This window comes from Streptomyces sp. NPDC055189, assembly GCF_053606765.1.
In genome coordinates this window covers 58,939-78,915 of sequence record NZ_JBSGSG010000009.1, presented here as the reverse complement: position 1 = coordinate 78,915, position 19,977 = coordinate 58,939, and the positions used below count along the sequence as shown (strand labels likewise).

Annotated in this window: 16 protein-coding genes and 1 pseudogene; 8 read left to right on the top strand and 9 right to left on the bottom strand. The window is 69.9% G+C overall.

Annotated elements, in window-relative coordinates; all coding sequences use genetic code 11:
* The first annotated feature begins 171 nt into the window (after positions 1–171).
* Positions 172–2,625, top strand: a complete 2,454-nt coding sequence (locus ACWFR3_RS09290) for a DNA gyrase/topoisomerase IV subunit A (RefSeq protein WP_453733949.1) — start codon at positions 172–174, stop codon at positions 2,623–2,625.
* Positions 2,626–2,629: 4 nt separating this feature from the next.
* Here ACWFR3_RS09290 and ACWFR3_RS09285 read toward each other — a convergent pair whose 3' ends face one another.
* The gene (locus ACWFR3_RS09285) at positions 2,630–3,691 is read right to left on the bottom strand and encodes a CobW family GTP-binding protein (RefSeq protein ID WP_453733948.1); all 1,062 of its coding nucleotides are present in this window, start codon (positions 3,689–3,691) and stop codon (positions 2,630–2,632) included.
* A 319-nt stretch (positions 3,692–4,010) separates the two neighbouring features.
* Here ACWFR3_RS09285 and ACWFR3_RS09280 point away from each other — a divergent pair, with 319 nt between their 5' ends.
* Together ACWFR3_RS09280 and ACWFR3_RS09275 are read left to right on the top strand one after the other, a co-directional pair.
* Positions 4,011–4,547: a DUF6082 family protein gene (locus ACWFR3_RS09280; protein ID WP_453733947.1), complete on the top strand. Its 537-nt coding sequence runs from the start codon at positions 4,011–4,013 to the stop codon at positions 4,545–4,547.
* Positions 4,548–4,640: 93 nt separating this feature from the next.
* Positions 4,641–4,877 carry a hypothetical protein gene (locus ACWFR3_RS09275; RefSeq protein WP_453733946.1) on the top strand — a complete coding sequence of 79 codons (237 nt, stop codon included), beginning with the start codon at positions 4,641–4,643 and terminating at the stop codon, positions 4,875–4,877.
* Positions 4,878–5,096: 219 nt separating this feature from the next.
* Here the strand turns inward: ACWFR3_RS09275 and ACWFR3_RS09270 are convergent, their stop codons facing one another.
* A complete protein-coding gene (locus tag ACWFR3_RS09270; RefSeq protein WP_453733945.1) occupies positions 5,097–6,272 on the bottom strand; it encodes a citrate synthase/methylcitrate synthase in 1,176 nt (391 codons plus the stop codon).
* Between the two features lie 108 nt (positions 6,273–6,380).
* Here ACWFR3_RS09270 and ACWFR3_RS09265 point away from each other — a divergent pair, with 108 nt between their 5' ends.
* From ACWFR3_RS09265 to ACWFR3_RS09250, 4 genes are read left to right on the top strand one after another with little or no spacing between them, the layout of a single operon-like run.
* A complete protein-coding gene (locus ACWFR3_RS09265) occupies positions 6,381–7,646 on the top strand; it encodes a citrate synthase family protein (RefSeq protein WP_453733944.1) in 1,266 nt (421 codons plus the stop codon).
* Positions 7,647–7,682: 36 nt separating this feature from the next.
* Positions 7,683–8,630: a sucrase ferredoxin gene (locus ACWFR3_RS09260; protein WP_453733943.1), complete on the top strand. Its 948-nt coding sequence runs from the start codon at positions 7,683–7,685 to the stop codon at positions 8,628–8,630.
* Between the two features lie 28 nt (positions 8,631–8,658).
* Entirely contained in the window at positions 8,659–10,335 is a 1,677-nt protein-coding gene (locus ACWFR3_RS09255) for a sensor histidine kinase (RefSeq protein WP_453733942.1), read from the top strand.
* Complete coding sequence (locus tag ACWFR3_RS09250; protein ID WP_453733941.1) at positions 10,332–11,012, top strand: response regulator; 681 nt, start codon at positions 10,332–10,334, stop codon at positions 11,010–11,012. Before ACWFR3_RS09255 ends, ACWFR3_RS09250 begins: the two co-directional genes overlap by 4 nt.
* A 7-nt stretch (positions 11,013–11,019) precedes the next feature.
* Here the strand turns inward: ACWFR3_RS09250 and ACWFR3_RS09245 are convergent, their stop codons facing one another.
* The 6 genes and pseudogenes from ACWFR3_RS09245 to ACWFR3_RS09220 all read right to left on the bottom strand — a co-directional run bounded on the left by ACWFR3_RS09245 (position 11,020) and on the right by ACWFR3_RS09220 (position 18,146).
* Complete coding sequence (locus ACWFR3_RS09245) at positions 11,020–12,612, bottom strand: solute symporter family protein (RefSeq protein WP_453733940.1); 1,593 nt, start codon at positions 12,610–12,612, stop codon at positions 11,020–11,022.
* A gap of 200 nt (positions 12,613–12,812) precedes the next feature.
* A pseudogene (locus tag ACWFR3_RS09240) lies at positions 12,813–13,274 on the bottom strand (DUF485 domain-containing protein); the annotation flags it as partial.
* Between the two features lie 112 nt (positions 13,275–13,386).
* Positions 13,387–14,103 (bottom strand): response regulator, encoded by a 717-nt coding sequence (locus ACWFR3_RS09235; RefSeq protein WP_453733939.1) that lies wholly within the window; start codon positions 14,101–14,103, stop codon positions 13,387–13,389.
* Positions 14,100–15,242, bottom strand: a complete 1,143-nt coding sequence (locus ACWFR3_RS09230; protein ID WP_453733938.1) for a sensor histidine kinase — start codon at positions 15,240–15,242, stop codon at positions 14,100–14,102. The genes ACWFR3_RS09235 and ACWFR3_RS09230 overlap by 4 nt, the downstream gene beginning before the upstream one ends.
* Positions 15,239–15,751, bottom strand: coding sequence for a DUF1453 domain-containing protein (locus tag ACWFR3_RS09225; RefSeq protein WP_453733937.1), 513 nt, complete (start codon positions 15,749–15,751; stop codon positions 15,239–15,241). The genes ACWFR3_RS09230 and ACWFR3_RS09225 overlap by 4 nt, the downstream gene beginning before the upstream one ends.
* Positions 15,752–16,022: 271 nt before the next feature.
* On the bottom strand, positions 16,023–18,146 hold the full coding sequence (locus tag ACWFR3_RS09220; RefSeq protein WP_453733936.1) for a DNA gyrase/topoisomerase IV subunit B: 2,124 nt from the start codon (positions 18,144–18,146) through the stop codon (positions 16,023–16,025).
* Positions 18,147–18,586: 440 nt separating this feature from the next.
* Between ACWFR3_RS09220 and ACWFR3_RS09215 the strand changes: the two genes are divergently transcribed.
* Positions 18,587–18,814, top strand: coding sequence for a DUF7455 domain-containing protein (locus ACWFR3_RS09215; RefSeq protein ID WP_160507629.1), 228 nt, complete (start codon positions 18,587–18,589; stop codon positions 18,812–18,814).
* A gap of 169 nt (positions 18,815–18,983) precedes the next feature.
* Here the strand turns inward: ACWFR3_RS09215 and ACWFR3_RS09210 are convergent, their stop codons facing one another.
* Positions 18,984–19,814, bottom strand: coding sequence for a serine protease (locus ACWFR3_RS09210; protein ID WP_453733935.1), 831 nt, complete (start codon positions 19,812–19,814; stop codon positions 18,984–18,986).
* Positions 19,815–19,977: the final 163 nt, after the last annotated feature.

Genomic DNA, 19,977 nt, shown 5'->3' with positions numbered 1-19,977 from the left:
GACTACCGGCGAAGTTCCCGCTCCGCGCTCGGCGTACTCGTGCCCGAAGTCCGGGTCGTGGTCGGCGTTGTCAGTGGGACAGTCCACAATGGTCGGCGTCAGATCCCGTTGATGGTCGGCGTCAGATCTTGCTGATGCCCTGGCAGACACCGTGAAGGAGCCGCAGCAGCGATGGCCCGCCGCAGCACGAAGACCCCGCCGCCCGACGAGTCGTTCGAGGAGAAGATCCTCGACATCGACGTCGTCGACGAGATGCAGGGCTCCTTCCTCGAGTACGCGTATTCGGTCATCTACTCGCGCGCCCTGCCGGACGCCCGCGACGGCATGAAGCCGGTGCACCGCAGAATCGTGTACCAGATGAACGAGATGGGCCTGCGCCCCGACCGCGGCTATGTGAAGTGCGCCCGCGTCGTCGGCGAGGTCATGGGTAAGTTGCACCCGCACGGCGACGCGTCGATCTACGACGCCCTGGTCCGCATGGCCCAGCCCTTCTCCATGCGCCTGCCGCTGGTGGACGGGCACGGCAACTTCGGCTCGCTCGGCAACGACGACCCGCCGGCCGCCATGCGGTACACCGAGTGCAAGATGGCCGACGCGACGTCCCTGATGACGGAGTCGATCGAAGAGAACACGGTCGACTTCGAGTCGAACTACGACGGCCAGGAGCAGGAGCCGGTCACCCTGCCGGCCGCCTATCCGAACCTCCTGGTCAACGGCTCGTCGGGCATCGCGGTCGGCATGGCGACGAACATGCCGCCGCACAACCTCGGCGAGGTCATCGCCGCCGCCCGCCACCTGATCAAGCACCCCGGGGCCGACCTGGAGACGCTGATGCGTTTCGTGCCGGGCCCGGACCTGCCCACGGGCGGCCGTATCGTCGGCCTGTCCGGGGTCAAGGACGCGTACGAGTCAGGGCGCGGCACCTTCAAGATCCGCGCGACGGTGGCCGTGGAGAACGTGACCGCCCGCCGCAAGGGCCTGGTCGTGACCGAACTGCCCTTCTCCGTGGGACCCGAGAAGGTCATCTCGAAGATCAAGGACCTGGTCGGCTCGAAGAAGCTCCAGGGCATCGCCGACGTCAAGGACCTCACGGACCGCTCGCACGGCCTGCGCCTGGTCATCGAGATCAAGAACGGCTTCGTCCCCGAGGCCGTCCTGGAGCAGCTCTACAAACTGACGCCGATGGAGGAGTCCTTCGGCATCAACAACGTCGCCCTGGTGGACGGCCAGCCCCTCACGCTGGGCCTCAAGGAGCTCCTCGAGGTCTATCTCGACCACCGGTTCAACGTCGTGCGCCGCCGCAGCGAGTTCCGCCGCGGCAAGAAGCAGGCCAGGCTGCACCTGGTCGAGGGCCTTCTGGTCGCCCTCGTGGACATCGACGAGGTCATCCGCCTCATCCGCTCCAGCGACAACTCCGCGCAGGCCAAGGATCGCCTGATGGAGCGCTTCTCGCTGAGCGAGATCCAGACGCAGTACATCCTGGACACGCCGCTGCGCCGCCTGACCAAGTTCGACCGCATCGAGCTGGAGTCCGAGCGCGACAAGCTCAAGGCCGAGATCGACGAGCTGACCCGGATCCTGGAGTCGGACGCGGAGCTGCGCAAGCTGGTCTCCGCCGAACTGGCCGCCGTGGCCAAGAAGTTCGGCACGGACCGGCGCACGGTCCTCCTGGAGTCGGCGAGCGCCCCGGCACCCACGTTCTCGCTCCAGGTGGCGGACGACCCGTGCCGCGTGCTGCTCTCCTCGACCGGCCTGCTCGCGCGTACGGCCAACGGCGAGCCGTTCGCCGAGCACGACACCAAGCGCGTCAAGCACGACGTGATCGTCTCCGCCGTCCCCGCCACCGCGCGGGGCGAGGTGGGCGCGGTGACGTCCGAGGGACGCCTCCTGCGCCTCTCCGTGGTGGACCTCCCGCAGCTTCCGGAGACGGCGTCGGCACCCAACCTCTCCGGAGGCGCACCGGTTTCGGAGCTGCTCTCCCTGGAAGCGGACGAGAGCCTGATCTGCCTGATGACCCTGGACGAGTCCTCACCGGGCCTCGCCCTGGGCACCGCGCAGGGCGTGGTCAAGCGCGTGGTCCCGGACTATCCGTCCAACAAGGAAGAGCTGGAGGTCATCACCCTCAGGGACGGTGACCGGATCGTCGGCGCGGCCGAGCTGCGCACGGGCGAGGAGGACCTGGTCTTCATCACCGACGACGCCCAGCTCCTCCGCTACCAAGCCGCCCAGGTCCGTCCGCAGGGCCGCCCCGCGGGCGGCATGACGGGCATCAAGCTCGCGGACGGCGTGAAGGTCATCTCCTTCGTGGCGGTGGACCCGGCCGTGGACGCCGTGGTCTTCACGGTGGCGGGCTCGCGCGGCACGCTCGACGACTCGGTGCAGACGACGGCCAAGGTGACGCCGTTCGACCAGTACCCCCGCAAGGGCCGGGCCACGGGCGGCGTTCGCGTCCAGCGCTTCCTGAAGGGCGAGGACTGCCTGAGCTTCGCGTGGGCGGGCCCGACGCCGCCGCTCGCGGCCCAGCGCAGCGGCCTGCCGGCGCAGCTTCCGGAGATCGACCCGCGCCGCGACGGCTCGGGGGTCTCCCTGGCGAAGCCGGTGGCAGCGGTGGCGGGCCCGGCGTAGCCGCCTATTCCACGGGCTCGGGCTCCACGGGTCCGGGCTCCTGGACGTAGCGAAGGACGCCCCACATGCCGTGCTCGTCGGCACCGGCCCGTGGGGCGTCCTCACGACATGCCCCGAGCTCTTTCTCCAGAGCGGGCAGGTCGATGCCCGACCCGATGAGCACCAGCTGGGTGAGGCGGGGCTCGCCCGTCGCCCACGGCTCGGGGTAGAAGCGCAGAAACCGTCCCACGGCGTGCACGGCGTACTTGTTGCGCGGGTCGGCGGCGCCGAAATCGACGTACCCCTTGATGCGGTAGAGCCCCTCGGGCCGACTGTCGAGGAGGGCCATGAACGGGCGGGGGCCCATCGGCACTTCGGAGGAGAAGGAAAGGCTCTCGTAGGCGGAGTGCAGGTGGTCGTGGTGGTCGTCACCCTGGTCGTGACCGTGCAGGTCGTCGAAGGACAGTTGGCCGACCCGCTCCCCCACGGGCTTGCGGTCGAGGAGCATCTCCACGTCGACGCGCCCGTACGAGGCGGGGACGACGGCCGCGCGATCGGCGAAGCCGCGAACGACGCCGAGGATGCGTTCCCGCTCCTCGTCGGGGACGCGATCGGCCTTGTTGACGACGACGAGATCGGCGAGCGCCAGATGCCGGTCGACTTCGGGATGCGCCTGCCGGGTCGCGTCGAACTCGGCGGCATCGACGACCTCGACGAGCCCTCCGTACACAATGTGCGGATTCTCGCTGGCCAGCACCATTTTCACGAGCTCCTGCGGCTCAGCAAGCCCACTGGCCTCGATGACGATGACGTCGATCCGGGCGGCGGGCCGAGCGAGCTTCTCCAGATACTCGTCGAGCTCGCCGGCATCCACGGCGCAGCACAGACAACCGTTGCCGAGCGAGACGGTGGAGTCACCGAGCTGCCCCGCCACGGCCATGGCGTCGATCTCGATGGACCCGAAGTCGTTGACGATCGCACCGATTCTGCTGCCGCCGCTACGGTGGAGCAGATGATTGAGCAGGGTTGTTTTGCCGGAACCCAGGAAACCGGTGAGGACAACGACCGGGATCTGCTGCTTGCTCACGTGCGACCTCTCCGGATCCCGTACGACGAATGCAGACGGCCCCAGGATATGTGCGCGTAGAAACACCGCGAAGTGAACGATTGTTAGCGGCGCAGGCGGGGCACACATTGAGCACGGCGCCGGGACACGCGACCGCTGCATCCTCCTGTGCGCCTCCTCTCCGCCTCCCTGCCGATCAGAGCCGCTCGGCACCCTGGGAGTCGGCAAGCGCACCGCCCATCGCTCGCCGGTCCGCTCCCTGTCGACCCGCACACGACGACCGGCGGACGGTCGCTGATTCGGGGGAGACATGGCCACAAAGATTTTTGGAAAACGAGGCGTGAGTCCGGCCGCCGGAGCGGGCCTCGCCTTCGCGGCGGGAGCCCTGGCTCTGCTTGCCGCACAACAACGCCGGTACGCCGAACTGCGCCTGCAGGTCGATCGAGCAGAGCGGGCCGACCGGCGTCGCACGATGATGGCGGAGCAGCACGAGCTGCAGCTGTACTTGCTGCGCAAGGCCATCGACGATCCCGACCTGGCCGCGGTGTTCAGCATCGCCGAGGCGGACTCACCGGCCCAGCAGCGGCAGTTCCTCTTCGCCAACGCGCTCTACACGAACGCCCTGCTGGCCTATCGCATCGGTGTCGTCAACTGGGAGGAGCTGCACGGACACGTTCGTGTGATGTGTGCGAACCCGATCTTCCGCCAGTACTGGCGGGCGACACGTCATCAGCGTGCCAGCCTCAAGGACTCGTCGGACGAGGCCAGGATGGGGCGCATGACGGACACTCTCGTCCGCGAGATCGAGGAATCCGAGTCAGAGGAATGGTGGGTCATCGGTGAACCGCCATCCGAGGGTCAACCGCCCATCAATTAGGGCCAAGTTGACGGAGGCGCACAGATGTGCCGGAGAAGTGGGCTATATCTGTACCCGTTCTGACCGTCTTCAATCCTAAGGACCGGGATCCTCTTGAAGATCGTGCGCCGCATCGGTGCGTCTCCACGCGAACGTGGCAGTCTCACCGGCGACACCTGCCCCGACATTTTCGAGCTCAGCGACGGGAACTTCGCCGTCATCGGGACAGAGGCCACAGCAGCCCTCGACGGCGAGCTGCCCCCGGACGCCGCACGTGCTGATTACGAACGCATCGTCATCGTCAGCAGGGAGACACTCATCCGCGCAAAAGCGGACATCCCCAGCGCGTGAGGCTGGGGCGAGATGCCGAGATCGGCATTCGCCCCGGCCTCTTCCGTCGAGGTCGGCACTCCGGTCACCCCGTTGAGACCTGCCTCCGGGACTTTCCACCGGCTCGGACGGGGGGCCGCACCCCTCCCCCTCCCATCGGCCAAGCAGAAGTTGGGGTCCGGCGAGCGATCACCGCCGGACCTCATACGCATCACTCCATTGCGCCGGGACTCATGGGCGTCACGCTGCGGGCGGCACCGGTACCGGCGGCACGGCCCCCACATACCGCGCCGCAGGCCGAATGATCTTCGAGTCCTGCGCCTGCTCCAGGATGTTGGCCCCCCAGCCCACCACCCGCGCCGCCGCGAACGTCGGCGTGAACATCTCGCGCGGCAGGCCGCACAGCTCCATGACGACGCCCGCGTAGAACTCCACGTTGGTGTGCAGCTCACGCCCCGGCTTCAGTTCGGCGAGGATCGCCTCGACCTGGCGCTCGACCTCGATCGCGAACTCCACCAACCCGCCCCCGAATTGCTGCGCGATACCCCGCAGCATGCGCGAACGCGGGTCCTCCGTGCGGTAGACGGGGTGTCCGAAGCCCATGATGCGGTCACCTGCGAGGACCCGCTCACGGATCCAGCCGTCGATACGCTCGGGCGTACCGATGGCGTCGAGGGTGTCGAGCGCGCGGCTCGGCGCCCCTCCGTGCAGCGGACCCGACAGCGCACCTACGGCACCGACCAGGCAGGCGGCGACATCCGCACCCGTCGAGGTGATCACCCGGGCCGTGAACGTTGACGCGTTGAACCCGTGATCAATGGTTGAGATCAAGTACTGCTCGATCGCCCGCGCACGATCGGCGTCCGGCTCCGAACCCGTCAGCATGTACAGGTAGTTGGCCGCGTACGACAGATCCTCGCGCGGCTCCACGGGATCGAGGCCCTGGCCGAGCCGGTAGAGCGAAGTGAGCAGCGTCGGCACCACGGCGGACGCCGCGAGCGCGTCCTCGCGGCGCCGGTCCTCATCGATGTCGTACACCGGGCGCAGGCCCTTGGCCGCACCGAAGAGCGACAGTGCCGTACGCAGCCCGGAGAGCGGCCCCGACAGGGCGCTGGCGCGGGCTATGGCGGGCAGCGCGGCGCGCACCTCGTCGGGCAGCCGGCGCAGGCCCGCGGTCCGCGCGGCGAAGGCGGCGCGCTGTCCCTCATCCGGGAGCGCGCCGTGGAACATCAGGTGCCAGACGTCCTCGAAGCTGCGGGTCTGCGCGAGCTCGACGGCCGAGTACTGGCGGTAGTGGTAGAAGCCCTCGTGTCCCCTGACGTCGCCGAGCCGGGTTTCGGTCACGACGACGCCCGCAAGGCCGCGGGGGACCTCCACGGGTGCGGTGGGGGTGGTGGTGGAGCCATTGATCGGCATGTTCTTCCTCGACTTCCTCCCTGGACTTGATTCGACTGTCCATGCTTGACTGAATCTCTGTCAATATTGATTGAATCAATATCAGGCAATCTGGATACGGTGACACCCATGACGGATCAAGAGGCCACCCCGGAAGAAGGCCCGCGCCTGAGCACCCGGGAAGCCGCCGAACTCCTCGGCGTGAAGCCGGAGACCGTGTACGCCTACGTGAGCCGCGGCCAGCTCACCAGCCGCCGCGGCCCCGGCGCACGGGGCAGCACCTTCGACGCCAAGGAGGTCGGGTCGCTCGCCCGCAGGAACCGCCGTGAACTCGCGGCCACTTCGGCGAGCGGCGAACTCTCCGTCCGCACCCGCATCACGCTCATCGACAAGGACCGCTACTACTACCGCGGCGTGGACGCGATGCAACTGGCCCTGACGCACTCCTACGAAGAGGTCGCCGAGTGGCTGTGGACCGGCGTCATGCGCCCCGGAATCCGCTTCACCGCCCCCGAGGAGACCGCAAGCGCCGCGCGCCGCGCCGTCGACGCGCTGCCCGAGCACAGCGGCCCGACCGACCGTCTGCGCGTGGCGGCCATCTCGGCGGCGGCAGCCGACCCCTTGCGCTTCGATCTCTCCGAAGAGGCCGTCATCGGCACCGCCCGCACCCTCATCCCCACCCTCGTCACCGCACTGCCGCCGGTCAGCCGGGCCCACCGGGACACAGGCCCCCTGGCCCATCAGCTCTGGGCACGGCTGACCGGGCGGCAGCCGGACGACGCCTCCCTGCATGCCCTGGACACCGCGCTCGCCCTGCTCGTCGACCACGACCTCGCCGCCTCCACGCTCGCCGTCCGCGTCGCCGCCTCCGCCCGCGCCCACCCGTACGCGGCGGTGTCCGCGGGCCTCGGCGTCCTGGAGGGCCCGCTGCACGGCGCGGCCAGCGGCCTCGCGCACCGCATGCTCCTGGACGTGCTCGACCGGGGCAGCGCGGCCCCCGTGGTGGCCGACGAACTCCGCGCGGGCCGCCGCGTCCCCGGCCTCGGCCACCGGCTCTACCCGGGCGACGACCCGCGCGCGCAGGCTCTCTTCTCCCTCCTGGAGGCCATCCCCGGGGCGGGCCCCGCCCTGGCCGCGGCTCGCGACGTGGTGGCCACCACGGCCCGCCACACCGCTCTGCACGCCAACGTCGACCTTGCTCTCGCCGTCCTGACCGCCTCGTCCGGGATGCCCGCCGAGGCAGGCGAGACGATCTTCGCCGTGGCACGCACGGCCGGCTGGATCGCCCACGCCCTCGAGGAGTACGAGGAGCGCCCGTTGCGCATGCGGCCCAGCGGGCAGTACGTCGGGCTGCGTCCGCCCCAGCCGATGCCCGCGCCACCCGACGGGGGATGAATCGCCGCAGACCCGGCGCAGGTTAGGCTCACCTCTGTGAGTAAGTGCGCCACCGCTTCGCGGGATCTGGACGAGCCTCTCGCGGGGACCGCGGCCACCGCCAGGACCTGGCTGCTGCTTGAGCAGCCGGGCCCGTGGGGCGCCAAGGCGCTCACCTCCAGCCACCTGGACCCGGAGGTCGGCCGCGCTCTTGAGGCAGCCGCCGAGGGGACCGGCGTCCGCGTCGCGCTGATCCGCCGCCCCGGACGCCATGCCGACAGCCGTGCCCCGGCCTTCCGGCGGGTGTACGCGGCCCACACCGCGCCCGGCAACACCTGGCTGCGCGATCACGTCACGGACCGGCCCCGGGAGCTGCTCGACCTCGATTTCGCGGCTCTCGGCGCGGGCGACCACGGCGGCTTCGGCACCCCGCACACGGGCGACCCGCTCGCCCTCGTCTGCACGAACGGCAAGCGTGACCGCTGCTGTGCCCTGCTGGGCAGGCCCCTCGCCGCCGAGCTCGCCGCCTCCGGTGAACAAGGCGCCTGGGAAGTCACCCATCTGGGTGGCCACCGTTTCTCCCCCACGCTCCTCGTCCTGCCCTACGGGTACGCGTACGGCCGCTCCGGGCAGGCCGACGTCAAGGAGATCCTCGAAGGGGTGCGCACGGGCCGCGTCGTCACCGCAGGCTGCCGGGGCAGTTCCGCCTGGGATCGTCCCGGACAGGCCGCCGAGCTCGCGGTGCGCACCTCGACGGGCGAGGACGCCGCGGGCGCCCTGAGCGTCGTGCACACGGACGGTGCGGCCCCCCGCTGGGACGTGACGGTGGCCCACGCCGACGGACGGCAATGGCGCGTGACGGTCGCGCAGGGGGCCTCGCTGCCGCCGCGCCCCGAGAGCTGCGGGGCGGCACTGGCGGCCCCGGCGCGCATGGATGTCGTGGCGGTGTGGCAGGTCGCGTACGACTCCGTACAGGAGATCCACGCCACAGTGACTTCGGAGTAGCGCTCAGGTCGCCGTACCGTTCGTACACATGAGCCCCGCCTCCCCTGCCCGACGACTCCGCCTCGGCCTGCCGCGGCGCGTCTTCTCGCAGGTGCTGCTGATGCAGCTGGCGATCGCCGCCGGGGTCGCCGTGCTCGCCACGGGGCTCTTCCTCGCGCCTCTCAGCGATCAGCTGGACGACCAGGCGATGCGCCGCGCGCTCGCCATCGCGCAGACCACGGCGGCCCAGCCGCAGATCGCCGAGGACCTGCGCTCCTCGAAGCCGACCGTCGACGGGCCCGTGCAGACGGAAGCGGAACGGATCAGGCGCGCCAGCGGCGCCGAATACGTCGTGATCATGAACAAGGACGGCGTCCGCTGGTCGCACACCGACCACGACCAGATCGGCCAGGTGGTCTCGACCGACCCCAGCGACGCGCTGGCTGGGGACGAGGTCATGGAGATCGACGACGGCACCCTGGGCCGCTCGGCGCGCGGCAAGGTGCCGCTGCGGGACATCGACGGGGACATCGTGGGCGCCGTCTCCGTGGGCATCGAGTACGACAGCGTCCGCGCCCGCCTCGTCCACGCCATCCCCGGTCTCTTCGCGTACGCGGGCGGCGCCCTCGCCGTCGGCGCCCTCGCCGCCTACCTGATCTCACGCAGGGTGCAGCGGCAGACGCGTGACCTGGCCTTCTCCGATATCTCGGCACTCCTTGCGGAACGCGAGGCCATGCTGCACAGCATCCGCGAAGGCGTCGTCGCGCTGGACCGCGCCGGCCGGATCCGCCTGCTCAACGACGAGGCCCAGCGCCTCCTCGGCCTCGGAACGGAAGCCATCGGGCAGCCGCTGGACACCGCGCTCGGCCTGGGCCGTACGACGGACGTGCTCGCCGGACGGGTCACGGGCACCGACCTCCTGACCGTCCGCGGCCAGCGCGTACTGGTCGCCAACCGCATGCCCACGGACGACGGGGGCGCCGTCGCCACCCTGCGCGACCGCACCGAACTTGAGCAATTGGGCCGCGAACTGGACTCCACCCGCGGCCTCATCGACGCGCTGCGCGCCCAGGACCACGAACACGCCAACCGCATGCACACGCTGCTCGGCCTCCTGGAACTGGAGATGTACGAGGAGGCCGCGGAGTTCGTCGGCGAGGTGGCGGGCGCGCACCGGGTGACCGCCGAGCAGATCACGGAGAAGATCGGCGATCCGCTGCTCGCCGCACTCCTGGTGGGCAAGGCCACGGTCGCCGCGGAGCGCGGGGTCGTCCTCTCCGTGCCGCGCGACACCGCGCTGCCCGACCGTCTCGTCGACCCGGGCGGTCTGGTCACCATCGTCGGCAACCTCGTCGACAACGCGCTCGACGCGGCGGCGGGCACCGCGCACGCGCGCGTGGAGGTCGATGTGCGTACCGAGGGACGCGCCGTCGTCCTGCGGGTGCGGGACACGGGCCCCGGCGTACCGGCCGATCAGCGCGAGACGATCTTCACCGAGGGATGGTCCACCAAGGAGCCCCCGGCGCACGGCAAGCGCGGCATCGGGCTCGCCCTGGTCCGCAGGCTCGCCGAGCGCCAGGGCGGCAGCGCGCGGGCCGGCGCCGCGCCCGACGGGGGCGCGGAGTTCACCGTCGTCCTGCCGGAAGCGCTCGCACAGTCCGAACTGGCTCCCACGTCCGAACGGGCCCGCGCGTCCGAACCGGCCCCCACGGAGGAGGCGCGATGATCGAGGTGCTCGTCGTGGACGACGACGTCCGGGTGGCGGACGTCAACGCCGCCTATGTCGCGAAGGTGCCCGGCTTCCGGGTGGCCGCGAAGGCCCACAGCGCCGCCGAGGCGCTGCGCCTCATCGACGAACTCCCCGTCGACCTGGTCCTGCTCGACCACTATCTGCCGGACGAGACGGGGCTCGCGGTGGTCCGTACGCTGCGTGAGCGCGGCCATCAGACCGACGTGATCATGGTGACCGCCGCGCGCGATGTCGCCACCGTCCAGGCCGCGATGCGGCACGGCGCCCTGCAGTACCTGGTCAAGCCGTTCTCCTACGCGGGACTCCGCGCCAAGCTCGACGCGTACGCGACCTTGCGCCGCACCCTGGACGGCGGCGGCGAGGCCGAGCAGGCCGAGGTCGACCGGATCTTCGGCGCACTCTCGGCGACTCCGGCACCGGAGCTGCCCAAAGGGCACTCCCCCACCACGGCCGAACTGGTCCGCAGGGCCCTGATGGGCGCTGAAGGGCCTCTGTCCGCCCAGGAGCTCGCGGACCGCACCCGGCTGAGCCGTCAGACGGCACAGCGCTATCTGAAGCTCCTGGAGCGCTCGGGACGGGTCCGGCTCAGTCTCAAGTACGGCGACACGGGCCGCCCGGAGCACCGCTACGAATGGGCGCCGAGCGCTTCGTAGCCGGGTGTTACGCCGCTCCCGCCCCGGTGAGCGCCCGCACCTCGGTCTCCGCGTGCTTGGCCTCGTCCGCCGGCTCCCGCGAGGTGACGGTGCCCAGCCATCCGGCGAGGAAGCCCAGCGGGATGGAGACGAGCCCCGGGTTCTCCAGCGGGAAGTACTGGAAGTCCACCCCCGGAAAGAGGGAACTCGGCCCTCCGGAGACCACGGGTGAGAGCACGACGAGCACCAGGGAGGGCACCAGGCCGCCGTAGACCGACCAGACCGCTCCCCGCGTGGTGAAGTTCCGCCAGAACAGCGAGTAGAGCAGCACGGGCAGGTTCGCGGACGCGGCGACCGCAAAGGCGAGGCCCACCAGGAACGCCACGTTCAGATCCCGGGCGAGCAGCCCCAGGCCGATCGCGACCACCCCGACCCCCGCAGCGGCGAGGCGCGCCACCGCGACCTCGCTGCGCGGCTTCCCACGCTTGCGCCGCAGCGACGCGTACAGGTCATGGGCCACGGAGGCCGAGGAGGCGAGCGTGATCCCTGCGACGACGGCGAGGATCGTGGCGAAGGCGATCGCGGCGACGATCGCGAACAGAACCGTTCCGCCAGTGGAGTCCGCGCCGCCCCCGAGATCGAGCGCGAGCAGCGGAACCGCCGTGTTCCCCGCGGCATTCGATCCCCGTACGGCATCGGATCCCACGATGGCCGCGGCGCCGAAGCCCAGGACGATCGTCATCAGGTAGAAGCTGCCGATGAGGCCGATGGACCAGACGACCGAGCGGCGTGCGGCCCGCGCGGTCGGCACCGTGTAGAAGCGGGAGAGGATGTGCGGAAGACCGGCCGTGCCGAGCACGAGCGCGAGCCCGAGGCTGATGAAGTCCAGGCGCGAGGTCCAGTCGCCGCCGTACTTCAGGCCGGGTGCGAGGAACTTGCTGCCATGTCCACTGCGGTCGGCCGCGGTCCTCAGCAACTGGTCGAAGTCGCCGTGGAAACGCACCAGAACGAGCACCGTCAGCGCGATCGCGCCGCACATCAGCAGGACGGCCTTGACGATCTGGATCCAGGTGGTGGCCCGCATCCCTCCCAACGACACATAGACGACCATGAGCGCGCCGACGCCGATCACCGTCCAGGCCTGCGCCGCCCCGCTCGTCCCGCCGAGCAGCAGCGCGACCAGTGAGCCCGCCCCCACCATCTGCGCCACCAGATAGAGAACGGACACGGTCACCGAGGAAGTTCCCGCCGCGATGCGCACGGGCCGCTCCCTCATCCGGGCGGCCACGACATCGGCGAGCGTGAACCGCCCGCAGTTGCGCACCAGTTCGGCCACCAAGAAGAGCACGACCAGCCACGCGACGAGGAAGCCCACCGAGTAGAGCAGCCCGTCGTACCCGAAGAGGGCGATCAGTCCGGAGATACCGAGGAAGGACGCGGCGGACATGTAGTCGCCCGCGATGGCGAAACCGTTCTCCATGGGCGAGAAGAGCCGCCCGCCCGCATAGAACTCCTCCGCCGAGCCGTGTCGGTTCCGGCTCACCCACGTCGTGATGCCGAGGGTGACGGCCACGAACACGCCGAACAGCAGGAGCGCCAGCGTCTGATGGTCTGCGGTCATCGCTCGCTCCCCCGGACCGGCTCCTGCACGCCCCACGAGCCGGTTTCCCGCTGATCGCGCCCTCGCCGGTCGTCTTCGCGGTGGTCGTGTCCGCGGTGGTCGAGTTCCCGCAGGTCATGTTCCCGGTGTTCAGGCTCCCTCGAGTCGACTTCCCGCTGATCATGCTGCCGCCGGCCCTGGACCCGCTTCTGATCTTGCTCCCGCTTCTGCTCGAACACGGCCCAGCGCAGGTCGAGCGCCGCGCGATCCCTCCTCAGCCGAGCGTGCCGGGCATAGGCCCAGGTCAGCAGGAACGTCGTGAGGAACTGCCCGAGGCCCGCGAGCATCGCGACGTTCACGGATCCGGCGACGGGCCGCGCCATGAGGCCGGGCGCCGTCGTCGCCGTCACGACATACGCGACGTACCAGGTGAAGAAGACGGCCACCCCGGGGATGACGAAGCGCCGATACCGGGCGCGCACCTCCTGGAAGGCCGCACTGCGCTGCACCTCCAGGTAGATGTCGGCCGCGCTCCGCTCCGGCGCGGCCCGGGGCGGCACCACGGGCGCCGGCGCACCCGTGCCGTCCAACTCGCCCCAGCCGGACGCAAGCGCGTCGTACCAGGGATCTCTCGGATCACCGGTCCGCGCCTGCCCGGCATCGCGCCCGTCGTGCTTCTCCACCGAACTCTCCTTGTCCGCAGCCCTGTTCGGCCGCGTGCCCAAGGATGGACAGAACGGGAAGATCCCTGACTCTTCTCTCCCTCCTCTTCACCCCATCAGGTGAAGGACCTCATCAAAGACCCCATTTGGGTCGACCGGCGCCCGGCGGCTTGCTCGGTGGCGTGACGAGACCGTGCCCGTAGGCATAACGGACCGCCTGCGCACGGTCCTTGAGCCCCGTCTTGGCGAAGAGGTTGTTGATGTGCGTCTTCACCGTCGCGGTGGAGACATTCATCGCCCGGGCGATCTCCTGGTTCGTCATTCCCTCGGCGATCAGGACGAGCACTTCGGTCTCGCGCGTGGTGAGGCCGTCGGGCGGCTCCACCGCGGGTGCGGGCTGCTCGGGCTCCGACAGCCGCTCGAGGAGACGCCGCTGGATCTGCGGAGACAGCCCCGCGTCACCCGAGAGCACGTCCTCGACGGCCCGCACGATCTCGTCCCCGCCCGCGTCCTTGGTGAGATAGCCGCGCGCGCCCGCTCTCAGCGCCGGGAAGAGCGAGTCGTCGTCGGCGAAGGTCGTCAGCACGACGACCTGCGTCCCCGGATACTCGGCACGGATACGGCGGGTGGCCTCCGCGCCGTCGACCCGAGGCATGCGCAGGTCCATCAGGACAACATCCGGAGCGAGTTCGGCGACGAGCCGGACGGCCTCCTCGCCGTCTCCCCCGGAACCGACGACCTCGATACCGGGCAACAGCCCCAGCAGCATCACGATGCCCTCACGCACCACGGTCTGATCGTCGACCACGATCACCCGCGCCGGCGCCTTGGCGCCGCCCTCCGCCGTCATGTGGGCACCTTCAGTGACACGTTGAAGCCCTCCTCGCCCGGCCCGGCCGTCAGCGAGCCGCCCAGCAGCTCGGCCCTCTCCCGCATTCCGAGCAGACCGTACCCGGCACCGGACGCCGCCAGTTCACCCGGCGGTCCGCCCGAATCCCGCACGTCCAGCGTGACTTCCCCCTCTCCGTACGCCAGCCGCACGAACACCTTCGCGCCCGGCGCGTGCTTGCGGACGTTCGTCAGGGCCTCCTGCGCGACGCGTCGCACCGCCTGTGACGCCTCGGCGGGCAGAGCGCGCCGCTCCCCCGTCACGGACACCGACGCCTTGTCCGAAGCGACCAGCTCGCGCAGGAAGTCCTCCACCGGCGTCATCTCCCCGCGCAGTGCGGAAAGCGCCTGCCGGGTCTCCGCGAGCCCTTCCCTGGCCATGGACCGCGCCGCCACCACGCGTTCGAGTATCTGATCGCGTGTCGCGTCCCCCTCGATCAGCAGCCGCGCCGCCTCCAGGTGGACGAGCTGCGCGGAGAGGCTGTGCGCGAGCACGTCGTGGATCTCCCGGGCGATGCGGGCCCGCTCGGCCAGCGCGGCCGTCTCGGCCTCCGCGGTGCGGGCGGCCCGCTCCTGGGCCAGGAGCCGCTGGGCATTGCCCCGCGCGTCGGCATCGAGCCGCAGGGTGTACCCGGCCAGCGCGAGCCCGATGACGATGAGGCCCGTGACGAGCCAGTTGTCGTTGTTGTGGGCCGCGAACGCGATCATCGCCACGGGCACACAGGCCGCAGCCGCCAGCAGCGGCAGCCGCTCCAGGGCCAGGACCCCGGTGCTGCACCAGAGGACGAGCGCCAGCACCCTCCAGTCGCCCGCCTGGGCGGCATATCCGCCGCCCATCAGCAGGAGCAGCAGAGTGACCGAGGGCCACAACCTCCGATCGAAGGAGGTACGCAGGAAAGCCCAGGCAAGCCCGCAGCAGAGCACGACCAGGCCGACCCCGGCCACCAGGCGCCAGCCCCTGTCGTGATGGAACGCGTTCCACAGCAGGCCGCAGGCGATCGCCACCCTCAGGACCCTGACGAACCAGATCCTGGCGAGGCTCTGCCCTCCCCGGGTGAGCCCTTCCCGGGAGGGCCATCTCATCCACCGGTCCGAGATCACACGGGGTCCTTCCGCATCGGCTCGTACGCCGCGTCCGCAACACCGTACGCCGGGCGGAACAGGCCGGCCCGCTGCGCCAGCATGCCGCTGCGCACCAGGAGCGTGGCCGCGAGGGCCAGCATCAGAGCGGCGCTGCCCTGGCGCACCCCGAGCAGCGCGCCGATGCCGAACAGGCCGAGCCGCAGCCCGATCCCGACGGTCCAGACGATGGCGGTGGCCTTGGTCCCCTTGCCCCACACCGCACCGTCCGGCGCCGTCCACACATGCGTGGTCCGTGCCCAGCCGAAGCCGATGGCCAGACCGACCAGCAGCTCCGCGCCGAGCAGAACGACGGCCACCGCCCGGTGATGCGGATCCAGCAGGTCGGGCTCACGCACAACCATGAAGACCAGCACGGCAGGTATGACCCACCAGCGCCTGTCCGTGGTGATCTGCTGCGCCTTGAACTGGCGCACGATCACCAACGCGACGACGGCGCAGATCACCAGAACATTGGTGAGCCCAGACATGACGGCCTCCGTGGGGCGAAGAAGTGCGGAGCCGATCCGAGGAGGACCGACGCCTTCGACGCTACGGAAAAGACCTGGTCAGGACATCGGCGCAGGGGTGGAACGTGGGTGGAGCCGTCGGCTCCACCCACGGGTGGAGTGCGCTCCGCACCAGCGGAACACACCAGCACCTCCGCAGGCGGAACGCACCGGCACGCCGTACGCACAACGCACCGGCGTCGCGCGATCACCGGCCTCGATGCGCGAGCGCTACGCCCCGATGGCGCGAGCCCTACGCGTCGATGCGCGAGCGGTCCAGCGTCGCCGCCGAGCTCGTGATGAACTCCTTGCGGGGCGCCACGTCGTTGCCCATCAGCAGATCGAAGACCTGCTCGGCGGCGTCCAGGTCGCCGATGTTGACCCGCCGCAGCGTGCGGTAGCGGGGGTCCATGGTGGTCTCCGCCAGCTGATCCGCGTCCATCTCGCCGAGGCCCTTGTAGCGCTGGATGGAGTCCTTGAAACGGATCCCCTTGCGCTGGTACTCCAGGAGCGTTTCGCGCAGCTCATTGTCCGAGTACGTATAGACGTACTTGTCCTGGCCCTTCTTCGGCTGCACCAGCTCGATCCGGTGCAGCGGCGGCACAGCCGCGAAGACCCGGCCCGCCTCCACCATCGGGCGCATGTAGCGCTGGAAGAGGGTGAGCAGCAGAATCCGGATGTGCGCACCGTCGACATCGGCGTCGACGAGAAGAATGATCTTCCCGTAACGCGCCGCGTCGATGTCGAAGGTCCGGCCGGACCCCGCCCCTATGACCTGGATGATCGCGCCGCACTCGGCGTTCTTCAGCATGTCCGTCACGGACGCCTTCTGAACGTTGAGGATCTTTCCGCGGATCGGCAGGAGCGCCTGGAACTCGGAGTTCCGCGCCAGCTTGGCGGTGCCGAGCGCCGAGTCTCCCTCGACGATGAAGAGCTCGCTGCGCTCCACGTCGTCGCTGCGGCAGTCGGCCAGCTTCGCGGGCAGCGAAGAGGACTCCAGGGCCGTCTTACGGCGCTGGGCGTCCTTGTGCTGACGGGCCGCGATGCGGGTGCGGGCCGCGGCGACGGCCTTCTCCATCACGGCGCGCGCCTGCGCCTTGGCGTCGCGCTTGGTGGACGTCAGGAACGCCTTGAGCTCCTTGGCGATGACGTTGGCGACGATGCGGTTGGCCGCCGAGGTGCCGAGCACCTCCTTGGTCTGACCCTCGAACTGCGGCTCGGCGAGCCGGACCGTGACGACCGCGGTCAGCCCTTCCAGGGCGTCGTCCTTGACGATGTCGTCCTCGGCGACGCGCAGCACCTTCTGGGCCCGCAGAGCCTCGTTCATCGTCTTGGTGAGGGAGCGCTCGAAGCCCGTCACGTGGGTGCCGCCCTTGGGGGTGGCGATGATGTTGACGAAGGACCGCAGCGTCGTGTCGTACCCCGTGCCCCAGCGCATGGCGACGTCCACGGTGAGATCACGGGTGACCTCGGTGGGCGTCATCTGGCCGTGGTCGTCGAGGACCGGGACGGTCTCCTTGAAGCTGCCCTGCCCGGTGAGGCGCAGGACGTCGCAGACGGCCTTGTCCTGGGCGAGGTACTCACAGAACTCGCTGATGCCGCCGTCGAAGCGGAAGGACTCCTCGCCCTTGGTGCCGCCCTCTCCGAGGCCGTACTCGTCGCGTACGACGATGGTCAGGCCCGGCACCAGGAACGCCGTCTGGCGGGCGCGCTGGTGCAGCGTGTCCAGGTTGAGCTTGGCGTCCTTGAGGAAGATCTGGCGATCGGCCCAGTAGCGCACGCGCGTGCCGGTGCGGTTCTTTGGGATCTTCTTGGCCTTGCGCAGCTTGGCCGACGAGTCGAAGTCGGCATCGGGGCCGGGCTTGGTGAAAGCGCCGGGAACGCCGCGACGGAAGCTGATCGCGTGGGTGTGCCCCGCGCGGTCCACCTCTACGTCGAGGCGCGCGGACAGGGCATTCACCACGGAGGCACCCACGCCGTGCAGGCCGCCGGAGGCAGCGTAGGAGCCACCGCCGAACTTGCCGCCCGCGTGGAGCTTCGTCATGACGACCTCGACCCCGGAAAGGCCGGTCTTGGGCTCGACATCCACCGGGATGCCTCGGCCGTTGTCCCGGACCTCTACTGAGGCGTCGTCGTGGAGGATGACTTCGATGTGGTCGCAGTAGCCGCCCAGGGCCTCATCGACGGAGTTGTCGATGATCTCCCAGAGGCAGTGCAGCAGGCCACGGCTGTCCGTGGACCCGATGTACATGCCCGGACGCTTGCGAACGGCCTCGAGCCCCTCCAGGACGAGCAGGTGCCGCGCGGTGTAGTTGGAACCGTCCCGGTCTGCTCCGGTCAGCAACGCTGTGGACGGCACGGACGTCTCGGCGGTCACGCGGTTCGCTCCTCGCTGAATTTCAAATGGGGTCCTTTGGGGTAAGGACCCGGCTTCGGTTGCCGCTCAGAGGGTACCGAGGCCTGGTAGAGCCGTTGTAACGCCACCCTCGTCTCAACTCACACTAGTCCAGTGCCGCACGCTTGTTCGATCCCTCGATTGAGTGAAGCGCACGTCACGTTCCCTTCCAGGCATGAACCATTTAGGCTCCGGGCACGTCCTCATGAACAACCGGCAACCCAGCCGGCGGACGACCGACCTGACAGACAGCGCGAAACCGTACGACACGTTAGAGACGTAATACGGCACATTCGCCGCCAACCGGCAGCAGACAGCCGCCTCGGAAAAAACTTCGAGGAAAAGCCACGAGCGGGAACGTTTTCGGCCTGGTTGGATGTTGACCCTGGTACGACAGCTCGTCGAGCTAGAGAAGAGGCGACGTGACTACTGTTCTGACCCCCGCGAGCCCCCTGACGGCCGCTGATCGCTGCGACCGCTGCGGCGCCCAGGCATACCTGCGCGTCGTCCTGTTGAGCGGCGGTGAACTGCTCTTCTGCGCCCACCACGGCCGCAAGTTCGAGCCGGAACTCAAGAAGATCGCCGCTGAGATACAGGACGAGACGGAGCGGCTGACGGCCGTCCCGGAAACAAACGACGAGGATCGCTGACACCTCGCACCCACGACGAGCCATCCGGCGCTCTCCAGGCCGGTGACCGGGCGGCCGACCCTGCCAACCCCAGGGGCGGCCGCCCGCTCTCGTCACACGGGCGCCCAGACCCCTTCTCGGCGGTCCCCCGCGGCGCCCCGCACTCCCCGCGCCGACGACGCCCGCGCTTTCAGCCGCGCAGAGGCATGTCCTGCGCGACACCCGAGATCCGCGTGTAGACGCCGGGACTCCCGGCCCGCCCGCAGCCGCTCCCCCACGACACGAGGCCGATCAGCCGCCCGCGCGCGATGAGCGGACCGCCGCTGTCCCCCTGGCAGGCGTCACGACCGCCCTTGACTTCCCCCGCACACAGCATGGATGCGGGCGTGTACGTTCCGTCAGAACTGCCCGGATAGGCCTTCTTGCACGTCGAGTCGGGCAGCACCCGCACATTCGCGGCCCGCAGCGTACGCGCGTAATCGCCCGCTCCCGTCGTGTCACCCCAGCCGTAGACGGCCGCGCGCGTGCCGGGCTCGTACGCCGGGTCGCCCGCCCCGGCCATACGGATCACGTAGCCCTCCGGAAGCGGGCTCGCCAGCGTCACCACCGCGACGTCACCGGCGTTCGAGGTGCTGTCGTACTTCGGATTCACCGTCGCCTCACGCACCGGAATCTCACGCCCCTCCGACGTGCCCAGATCATCCCGGCCGGCGATCACCTTCAGGTCACTCATCCTCCTCAGCGGCACTCCGAGGACTTCCTCCCCCAGGCAGTGCGCCGCGGTAAGGACCGTCGAGCGCCCGACGACCACCCCTCCGCAGAACTGTCCTGAGCGCGTACCTCCGAACCGGTCACGGCTGGACAGCGCCACCACCCATGGACTGTCGGCCACCCGGACGGGACTGCCTCCGATGACGACGCTGTCGGCCGCCGCCGGGGCCGGTGAGGCCAGCGGCAGCACCGCCACCGGTGCGACAAGGGCCAACGCCGCCGTAAATGTTCGGGCGAAAGGACGAGGCATGCGAACTCCTCACTCTGGGTTGCCATGGCACACCCACAGTGATCCAGAGCGGCACGCCCCGCACCCGCGCCACGCGCGTCCGGACCGGGGCGGACGCATAGAACAGGACGACGCCGGGTGAACGCTTCGAACAAACAGAAGACCCGAAGCCTCGTCGAGGCTT

Coding starts and splice junctions, on each gene's coding strand:
- ACWFR3_RS09235 (WP_453733939.1), bottom strand. CDS start 14,103: ATGACGGCGGAGGGCGGCGCCAAGGCGCCGGCGCGGGTGATCGTGGTC.
- ACWFR3_RS09250 (WP_453733941.1), top strand. CDS start 10,332: ATGATCGAGGTGCTCGTCGTGGACGACGACGTCCGGGTGGCGGACGTC.
- ACWFR3_RS09245 (WP_453733940.1), bottom strand. CDS start 12,612: ATGACCGCAGACCATCAGACGCTGGCGCTCCTGCTGTTCGGCGTGTTC.
- ACWFR3_RS09270 (WP_453733945.1), bottom strand. CDS start 6,272: ATGCCGATCAATGGCTCCACCACCACCCCCACCGCACCCGTGGAGGTC.
- ACWFR3_RS09225 (WP_453733937.1), bottom strand. CDS start 15,751: ATGTCTGGGCTCACCAATGTTCTGGTGATCTGCGCCGTCGTCGCGTTG.
- ACWFR3_RS09265 (WP_453733944.1), top strand. CDS start 6,381: ATGACGGATCAAGAGGCCACCCCGGAAGAAGGCCCGCGCCTGAGCACC.
- ACWFR3_RS09255 (WP_453733942.1), top strand. CDS start 8,659: ATGAGCCCCGCCTCCCCTGCCCGACGACTCCGCCTCGGCCTGCCGCGG.
- ACWFR3_RS09210 (WP_453733935.1), bottom strand. CDS start 19,814: ATGCCTCGTCCTTTCGCCCGAACATTTACGGCGGCGTTGGCCCTTGTC.
- ACWFR3_RS09290 (WP_453733949.1), top strand. CDS start 172: ATGGCCCGCCGCAGCACGAAGACCCCGCCGCCCGACGAGTCGTTCGAG.